8 protein-coding genes and 1 tRNA gene are annotated in these 8,257 nt (G+C 43.0%); 3 read left to right on the top strand and 6 right to left on the bottom strand.

Annotated features, from left to right (window positions below; translation table 11 throughout):
* Nucleotides 1-181 precede the first annotated feature (181 nt).
* From VQ643_RS12410 to VQ643_RS12385, 6 genes are all read right to left on the bottom strand, one after another.
* Nucleotides 182-1,444 (bottom strand): SEL1-like repeat protein, encoded by a 1,263-nt coding sequence (locus tag VQ643_RS12410; RefSeq protein WP_414200115.1) that lies wholly within the window; start codon nt 1,442-1,444, stop codon nt 182-184.
* Between the two features lie 516 nt (nt 1,445-1,960).
* Nucleotides 1,961-2,036: transfer RNA gene (locus VQ643_RS12405), tRNA-Phe, on the bottom strand.
* Between the two features lie 62 nt (nt 2,037-2,098).
* A complete protein-coding gene (locus tag VQ643_RS12400; protein ID WP_414200114.1) occupies nt 2,099-2,371 on the bottom strand; it encodes an oxidative damage protection protein in 273 nt (90 codons plus the stop codon).
* Complete coding sequence (gene mutY / locus VQ643_RS12395; RefSeq protein WP_414200113.1) at nt 2,372-3,436, bottom strand: A/G-specific adenine glycosylase; 1,065 nt, start codon at nt 3,434-3,436, stop codon at nt 2,372-2,374. It lies immediately after the preceding gene.
* The gene (locus VQ643_RS12390; RefSeq protein ID WP_414200112.1) at nt 3,437-5,638 is read right to left on the bottom strand and encodes an AsmA family protein; all 2,202 of its coding nucleotides are present in this window, start codon (nt 5,636-5,638) and stop codon (nt 3,437-3,439) included. It lies immediately after the preceding gene.
* An 86-nt stretch (nt 5,639-5,724) separates the two neighbouring features.
* Nucleotides 5,725-6,126: an acetyl-CoA sensor PanZ family protein gene (locus tag VQ643_RS12385; protein ID WP_414200111.1), complete on the bottom strand. Its 402-nt coding sequence runs from the start codon at nt 6,124-6,126 to the stop codon at nt 5,725-5,727.
* 136 nt (nt 6,127-6,262) lie between these two features.
* Here VQ643_RS12385 and hisB point away from each other — a divergent pair, with 136 nt between their 5' ends.
* Genes hisB through hisA form a run of 3 tightly spaced genes read left to right on the top strand, consistent with a single transcriptional unit; the run spans nt 6,263 to nt 8,253 of the window.
* Complete coding sequence (gene hisB / locus VQ643_RS12380; protein WP_414200110.1) at nt 6,263-6,856, top strand: imidazoleglycerol-phosphate dehydratase HisB; 594 nt, start codon at nt 6,263-6,265, stop codon at nt 6,854-6,856.
* A complete protein-coding gene (gene hisH / locus VQ643_RS12375; RefSeq protein ID WP_414200109.1) occupies nt 6,853-7,494 on the top strand; it encodes an imidazole glycerol phosphate synthase subunit HisH in 642 nt (213 codons plus the stop codon). The genes hisB and hisH overlap by 4 nt, the downstream gene beginning before the upstream one ends.
* A gap of 27 nt (nt 7,495-7,521) precedes the next feature.
* On the top strand, nt 7,522-8,253 hold the full coding sequence (gene hisA, locus VQ643_RS12370) for a 1-(5-phosphoribosyl)-5-[(5-phosphoribosylamino)methylideneamino]imidazole-4-carboxamide isomerase (RefSeq protein WP_414200108.1): 732 nt from the start codon (nt 7,522-7,524) through the stop codon (nt 8,251-8,253).
* The last annotated feature ends 4 nt before the right edge of the window (nt 8,254-8,257 follow it).

Below are 8,257 nucleotides of genomic sequence, written 5' to 3'. Positions count from 1 at the left end.
TATATCTACTATTGATGTATACTTTTCAGCCTTGGAAAGGCTAAAGAATATGAATACAATTATAAGTAATACAGTATAAGACCGATACTGACTATGATTATTGCTCTTGTTAGTAAAGCTTTCAGATTCATTTCAGCTATCCTTGTTTTATGTTAAATCTAAACTGTAAATGAAGTAGTTGTTATTTTTTCTGTGTAGATATTTCTTCGCAGCTGGGACTGTGGCCTAGCTTACAAGCGCTGGCAAACCACTGGTTAGCAGCCGCTAAATCTTGTACCACACCTTGGCCATTAGCATGTATTTTTCCTAATGTTGCATGGGCTAGGCTGTTGTCCTGAGCGGCTGATTTTTCTAACCAGTAGCGGGCCTGTTTATAATCTTGCTTAATATTATGTTGGCCTAGGTAGTACAGTACTCCCAATAAAGCTTGTGCTTTGTCATTACCCTGATTAGCCGAACGCTCAAGATAAGACTCTGCCAGAATTGCGTTTGTTATCCCGCTTTGCCCTGTCAGATACATAATGCCAAGATAAAGTAATGCATCTGGTTGCTCTTTTAAAGAGGCGAGTATGAACCAGTGGTGCGCTTTTTGATAGTTTTGTGCAATACCTTGGCCTTGATAATACATAAAACCAAGTATTGATTGAGCCTGAGTATCACCATAGTTAGCGGCTTTTTCTAGCCACATCAGGGCCTGTGTATAATCTTGTTTGACATAAATGCCTTGGTAGTACATTGCTCCTAATTTTGCTTGTGCTGCTGAGCTACCTTGCTTGGCTGCTGATTCAAACCACTGATACGCCTGCTTATAATCTTGTGTAACACCTTGTCCCTGAAAATACAGATTACCCAACTGCGCCTGTGCGTTGACTGCTCCTTTTTGCGCTGCTTTTTCTAGCCAAGAGGCGGCTAGAACCACATCTTGCTTAACACCTTCGCCTTGCAAATAAAGGGTGCCGAGCATAGCTTGCGCTGTTGTGTTGTCTTGTGCAGCCGCTAACTCGAACCAGTGACGCGCGCTTGTATAATCATAAGCGCCTGTATGCCCATAATAGTGCATTATGCCTAGCAAAGATTGCGCTTCTGCATGCCCTTGTTTAGCCGCTTTATTTAGCCAGTGCTGTGCTTGAGAAAAATCTTGTCTACTACCTTTACCCGTATAAAGTAGTCTACCTAAGCCAAACTCAGCGGCTGCTTCGCCTTGAGCAGCGGCAAGTTCGTACCATTTTTGTGCCTTAACATAACTACGTGCCACTCCTGAACCTTGATAATACATATCGGCTAAAATTATTTGTGCTTTTGCATCACCTTGCTTTGCCGCTTGCTGCACGCTAGGCAGTATATTTGGCGTTTCAGGCTGTATTTGTATGGCGGCTTCTCCAGCAATAGCTGAACTTATAAATGTTATATAACAAGCCATCATTAGTGTGATTAAGCGCTTCATATCAGCTCATTTTTATCTGGTTTGCACATATATTAGCTTAGCAGCAGATTGTCGCATTGACGAAGATATAGGTAACTAGCTTTGATATGTTGAGTTTGCTTGGAAAAACAGCGCAGCAATCACAACCGAGTAAGAAAAGGTAGGGTAGTTATTTTAGGTTGCAGCGAGATGGATTGTATAGGTCTGACTTGTGTAATACAGAGTGAGCCTTTAAGTATATGGCGATTCTTAGACAATGCGCCACTGGCCTATCGAGTTAAGTGTTTCAAGGCGCCTCTATGTATCCTAATAATTCGATTGTTTCGGCAGGATACAACAGGGGATACAACAAGACAAATTAAATACAGAAAGATAAAGCACCGTCAGTGGCGGGTATTAACACATGGGGCAACATAGTAGCTATGGGCTGCTGATCATGCAGAACGGTGTGAACGCTGATGAATAGGCTATTTTAAAGTTTAGTTTTACGCCAGAAATAAAAAAGCCCCAGCTAGTGCTGGGGCTTTCTATGAATAATGGTGCCCGGAGACGGAATCGAACCGCCGACACGGGGATTTTCAATCCCCTGCTCTACCGACTGAGCTATCCGGGCAACGGGGCGCATTAAACAGCTTTTTCAGAATTCTGTCAAGCAAGTTATTAAAAAATAACTAATTATTTTTCTTCTGGGGTGTAACCTTCGGCTTTGGCAAAGTCTTCACCGGCGAAAAACTTATCCATTTCCTGCATTAGAAATTTACGATCATCGGCATTCATCATGTTTAGCTGGCGTTCATTGATGATCATGGTTTGGTGTTTTTGCCAATCATCCCACGCTTGCTGGGAGATTTGTTGATAGAGTTCTTCGCCTTTAGCGCCAGGAAAAGGAGGGCGTGCTAATGCAGGTAATTCTTTATGGTATTTGCGGCACATGATCATGCGGGTCATTTAAATATCTCCTAGATTCAGGCGTTGAGTGGCCGTTTTAAGTAGCTTCTTTACAGGGGCTGCTAGTCCAAGCTTAGGTGCATCTGCAAGGTTATACCAGACCCAGTCGCCTTCGGCTATGCCGTGTTGTTGCTGACTGGTACGAAACAGCCAAGGCTCAAGATGTAATTGAAAATGGCTAAATGTATGGCTGATAGGGCTTAGTTGGGTTTGATTTTTGATGGTTAGTTTATGCTGTTGCAAAAAACTATCGAGTTGTGGTCTGTCCTCAAACTCTGGAAAGCTCCATAAACCACCCCATAGGCCTGTTGAGGGGCGTTTATATAATAAAAGTTGGTTAGCTTGATCTGCTACCAGCAGCATTAGGCGTTCACGTTGTGGCAGTGCTTTACGAGGTTTGGGTTCGGGAAAGGCTGTGGGGGTACCTAATAAGTGCGCTTGGCAGCCTTGTTGTATAGGACAAAGCAAACAACTAGGTTTACTACGGGTGCAAAGTGTTGCACCTAAATCCATCATAGCTTGTGTGTAATGATTTACTTGCTGATTGGGTGTGAGTTGCTCAGCAAGTAACCATAGTTTTTGTGTATTTTGAGTTGTTCCAGGATAACCTTTTATGGCTTTATAGCGTGTTAATACACGTTTAACATTACCATCAAGAATAGGAGCACGAATGCCCATGCTGATGCTAGCAATAGCTCCAGCAGTTGAGCGGCCAATTCCAGGCAGAGCACTGAGTTCTTCTACTGAGCGTGGAAATTCACCAGCGTAGTTTTCGACTATGATCTTGCTGGCTTTGTGTAGATTACGTGCGCGGGTGTAATAGCCTAAACCTGTCCATAAATGTAAGACTTCATCCTCACTAGCTTGGGCGAGGTCTTGCACGCTAGGAAAAGCTTGCATAAAACGCTTAAAGTAATCCATAACGGTACTGACTTGGGTTTGTTGAAGCATAATTTCGGAAACCCAAACCCGATACGGATTTATCTTTTGTTGCCAAGGTAAATCTTTGCGGCCGTGCTGTTCAAACCACTTAAGCACGGCCGTACTAAATGTACTATCAGTCATTTATCGAAATAGGCCTTTCAGGGCATCCTGCAATTCTGGAGCTACTTTCCCTTTGAGCTTTTCATCAAGTTTTTCTTCAAATTTTTTGCCGGCCATTTGTTTAGCTATGTTGCCCAGCTTATCTTGGTCAATACGACAGGCTTTGGCGCCTAATTCAAGAGGTCCACGGCAACGCACAGGCCACTCTAAGCCAACAAAGTTTTTGTTAACTTGGCAGGCCGGATCAGGCATGGCACGCTGGTCGCCTTCAATAATAAGGCTGGCTCTATAGTCAATGCCAAGGTTGGCTAGATCAACTGAGCCGTTGCCTTTGACGGTTAAACCAGGGGTGCTAATACGTAAGTCAGGATTGCTTGCAATGCCCTTATTGAAACGGATATTGCCACCTAAGTGGGTAAATGGCGTGCTTTTGTTTTCAAATTTACTGGACATTTTTTTGCCGTTAATCAGCGCGATACCTGTACAAAGTTGCTGATCAATATTGGCATCTGCTAATACGCCATTGGCTACGTTGAAGCTACTGCTACCTGACAGGCTTTTTACCCAAGCTTGTTGGCTATTACCTACCATGGAAAGATCAGCATTAAAGTTAAATTGACCTTTAATCAGCTCAGGTTGGTCCATAGCTTTCAGTAAGCGTTCTATTGGTAGGTTTTTCACTGAAGGTTTAATTTTCAGTGTGGGTGTATTAGTGCGGGCATCAATAGTGGCTGTAGTGGAAATGTTGCCATTAAACAGGCCAGCTTGTAATTGGTTAAGGTTGATTAAGCCATTGTTTGCTTTGACTTTTAGCTGTACAGCAGTAAGAGGAAGGCTGCTAATTGTCATGCTATCTAGTTGCACATTGGCATCAATGTTTAAGCCGCGCAAGCTGGCAAGTGGTAATACAGCTGTATTGTCCCATTGGTAAGCAGTTGCTTGGTTGGGTAAAGATGTTGTGCCGCTAGTGCCCATTTGCTGGCTTTGTTTTTCAATTTCAGCTTTACGAGCAGCGTTTTTATCTGTTGTGCTGGTTGGAGGTAGATAGCTATCGATATTGATGCTATCACCTTTTAAGTTCACAACAAGTAGTAGGTTTTTACTCAGGTTGTTAGCTGCAAGATCACCATTAAGCTGAGTTTTATCTAGCTTAATTTGTAAGCCTTTGATAGCCATGTTTTCTGTTGTGCCTTTTAGTTGCGCTTGTAAACTCAAGCTGCTTAGGCTGTTTTTATCAGACATGCTTGGTAACTCTTGGCCAAGCCCAGTTAAAAATTGGCCTAAGTTAAAAGCCGCAATAGATATGGCGCCATTGATTTGTGGCGTTTTATCAAGTTGAGCAAGCTCTAAATCGCCCATTAATTTCATTTGGTTTACTGTCAGTTGAATACCTTTCCAACTGGCTATTTGTTTCTCTAAGTCAGCTTGCAAAGTGCCACGTGCAGTAATAGCAGCTGTTTTGTTATTAAAGGGCTCACCAGAAACTTCACTGCTGAGTTTTAGGTCGCTGAATTCATACAACTGTTTTTCTAAATTAAACAGCGCACCACCTGTGAGTTCAAAGTTAGCACGCACTAGTGGCTTAGTGCTGCCAAAGTAGCCTGACAGTTTTAATGCAATAGTTTTATCTTCGCGAATAGAATCAGTGGTTAATTGCACGCTTTCTAAACTAAATTGCTCGCCTGTAGCATCATCTTTATAAGTAACGCTGGCACCATTTACAATCAGGCTGTCAATATCCAGTTTTAAAGCGGATTTTTTTTCTTCAGTCTCAGAGTTGTCCATCGTAGGCGTTTGCGGTTGATCCGTTGAGGCTGTTGTTTTAGCACCAATACCTTCCCAGTTAGCCTTGCCTTTAGCATCCCGATGAAGATTGAGCGTTAGCCCTTCAATGCGAATATCATCCATTTGGATTTCTTTACGCAGCAATGGCATTACACGAACAGAAACGCCTACTAAACGAACATTAGCAAGGTTGTCATCTGGGGTATCAGCACTAGAAATTTTGGCGTCAGTCAGTTCTAAACCTAGCCAAGGAAAGAGGCTCCAACCGATATCGCCTTTAAGCTCAAGTTTAATATTGGCTTTTTCCAAGGCTAGTTTTTGGATATCTTCTTTGTAATCGTTGGGATCAAAATATTGAGTGATAAAAAACCCGACCGCTACAATCAGTAGTAGCAGTCCCAGAAGCAGCAGACCGAGAATTTTGCGGACTGATTTCATGGGAGCAATCCTTATTTGACGTCAAGTATAGTGGAAGTTTAGCAGGCAATACGACGAAGTGTTACAACTGATGCATTAAACACAGATTAATCCGTCAGCTGTACTGCAAAACTTTTAGCTTGTGCCCAGTGTAATAATTCTTTGTGATGATTTGGTATAACTAAGATTAATTTGACCTGATTTTCGTTAGCCAAACGTTGCGCTTCCTCTAAGATTCGACGTGCTACGCCACGTTTGCGAGTTAGTTCACGTACACAAAGATGGGATAAGTACCAAGCATCATCTGTTTTAGATAGTATTCCAGCACCTAGTAAACGGCTATTAAATCGACCTACAACTAAGGTTTTCTGACGTTGTGCCTGAGTAAGTAAGTCAGCTGCATCCACATAAGGAGCAAAGAGCCATTCAGGTGCATCAGCATAAATTTTTACTAAATCAGCCGCATCTTGTGTACTAGGGGCTGTGGCTGTTTCAACGTAAACGGGCATGGTTACTCCTTAAAGATTTTCTATAGTGTAAACCTCATAGTATGGTATCGGTAGCAGTTAGTTCGTTTGCTGCCTATAATGCGGTGTTTGTAAAAAAATAATGCTATGAACTTAGCCATACGCTGTGGAGCTGGTGATGACCGAACGCAAGGTGTCTGTTGAGCGCAATACGTTAGAAACGCAAATTAAAGTAAGTATTAACTTAGATGGAACAGGCGAGGGCCGTTTCGATATTGGCGTTCCTTTTCTAGAGCATATGCTAGATCAAATTGCCCGTCATGGATTGATTGATCTAGATATTCATTGCAAAGGCGACTTGCATATTGACGATCATCATACGGTAGAAGATGTTGGCATCACCCTAGGGCAGGCTTTTGCTAAAGCTGTTGGCGATAAAAAAGGCATTTGCCGTTATGGCCATTCTTACGTGCCTATGGATGAAGCATTATCACGCGTGGCATTAGACTTTTCAGGTCGCCCAGGTTTAGTCATGAATGTGCCCTATACGCGCGCCTTAGTTGGTGGTTTTGATGTGGATTTATTCCAAGAGTTCTTCCAAGGCTTTGTCAACCATGCACAAGTAACGCTGCATATTGATAATCTACGTGGCAGCAATACACACCACCAAATTGAAACTGTGTTTAAAGCTTTTGGTCGTGCTTTGCGTATGGCGTTGACTTTAGATCCACGTATGGAAGGTCGCATGCCTTCAACAAAAGGAAGCCTATGATGCAAACTGTTGCCGTTATTGACTACGGCATGGGTAACCTACATTCAGTGGCAAAAGCGTTAGAGCATGTTGGTGCAAAACGTGTGCTGGTGACTAATGATGCACAGGTTATTCGTGAAGCGGATCGTATTGTATTCCCTGGTGTTGGAGCAATTGGCGACTGCATGGCGGAAATCAAACGCCTAGGTTTTGATCAGCTAGTTCAGGAAGTTAGTCAAGATCGCCCATTTTTAGGTATTTGCGTTGGCATGCAAGCTTTACTTAGCCATAGCGAAGAAAGTGGTGGTGTGTCAGGTATTGAGCTTTTTAAAGGGCAAGTTAAGCGTTTTCAAGACAATGTGCATGAAAATGGCGAGCGCCTAAAAGTGCCGCATATGGGCTGGAGCGAAGTTCAGCAAAGTATTGTTCATCCGTTATGGCACAGCATTCCTGATTTAGCGCGTTTTTATTTTGTACACAGCTACTATGTGCAAGCAGAGCACAAGCAACAGGTAGTAGGCAAAGGCCACTATGGTGTGGATTTTGCTGCGGTACTGGCACAAGGTAGTAAGTTAGCTGTGCAGTTTCATCCTGAGAAAAGTCATACACATGGTTTGCAGTTATTGCAGAACTTTGTGCACTGGGACGGACGTTGGTAAATTTTAGCGAATTTTAAAGGCAAATACATGCTTATTATCCCTGCGATTGATTTAAAAGATGGCGCTTGTGTGCGCTTACGCCAAGGGCGTATGGAAGACTCAACCGTATTCTCGCAAGACCCTGTAAGTATGGCGGAAAAATGGGTAGAAGCAGGATGCCGCCGCTTACACTTAGTAGATCTTAATGGTGCTTTTGAAGGCGAGCCAGTTAATGGCGAAGTAGTCACTGCCATTGCTAAACGCTATCCCAACTTACCTATTCAAATTGGTGGTGGCATTCGTTCATTAGAAACTATTGAGCACTATATACGCGCTGGCGTAAGTTACGTGATCATTGGTACAAAAGCAGTGAAAGAGCCAGAGTTTGTGACTCAAGCTTGTAAAGCTTTTGCGGGCAAAATCATTGTAGGCTTAGATGCTAAAGACGGCTTTGTCGCAACAGATGGCTGGGCGCAAGTCAGCGATATGCAGGTTGTTGATCTAGCTAAACGCTTTGAAAATGACGGTGTTAGCGCCATTGTATACACAGATATTGCTAAAGATGGCATGATGCAAGGCTGTAACCTAGAAGCAACCGCAGCGTTGGCGCGTGCAACACGTATCCCAGTGATTGCATCAGGTGGTATTCACAATCTGGGTGATATTCAAAAATTACTCGATGCAAAAGAGCCAGGAATTATGGGGGCTATTACAGGACGTGCTATTTATGAAGGCACGCTTGATGTTGCTCAAGCGCAACAGCTTTGTGATGCTAACTAATTAA

Source organism: Pseudomonas sp. F1_0610 (genome assembly GCF_047470865.1).
Lineage (GTDB): Bacteria > Pseudomonadota > Gammaproteobacteria > Pseudomonadales > Pseudomonadaceae > JAZDRH01.
Note: the sequence above shows the minus strand (reverse complement) of the source record. Positions and strands in the feature narration are given on the sequence as shown.

Coding starts and splice junctions, on each gene's coding strand:
- VQ643_RS12410 (WP_414200115.1), bottom strand. CDS start 1,444: ATGAAGCGCTTAATCACACTAATGATGGCTTGTTATATAACATTTATA.
- VQ643_RS12400 (WP_414200114.1), bottom strand. CDS start 2,371: ATGACCCGCATGATCATGTGCCGCAAATACCATAAAGAATTACCTGCA.
- mutY (WP_414200113.1), bottom strand. CDS start 3,436: ATGACTGATAGTACATTTAGTACGGCCGTGCTTAAGTGGTTTGAACAG.
- VQ643_RS12390 (WP_414200112.1), bottom strand. CDS start 5,638: ATGAAATCAGTCCGCAAAATTCTCGGTCTGCTGCTTCTGGGACTGCTA.
- VQ643_RS12385 (WP_414200111.1), bottom strand. CDS start 6,126: ATGCCCGTTTACGTTGAAACAGCCACAGCCCCTAGTACACAAGATGCG.
- hisB (WP_414200110.1), top strand. CDS start 6,263: ATGACCGAACGCAAGGTGTCTGTTGAGCGCAATACGTTAGAAACGCAA.
- hisH (WP_414200109.1), top strand. CDS start 6,853: ATGATGCAAACTGTTGCCGTTATTGACTACGGCATGGGTAACCTACAT.
- hisA (WP_414200108.1), top strand. CDS start 7,522: ATGCTTATTATCCCTGCGATTGATTTAAAAGATGGCGCTTGTGTGCGC.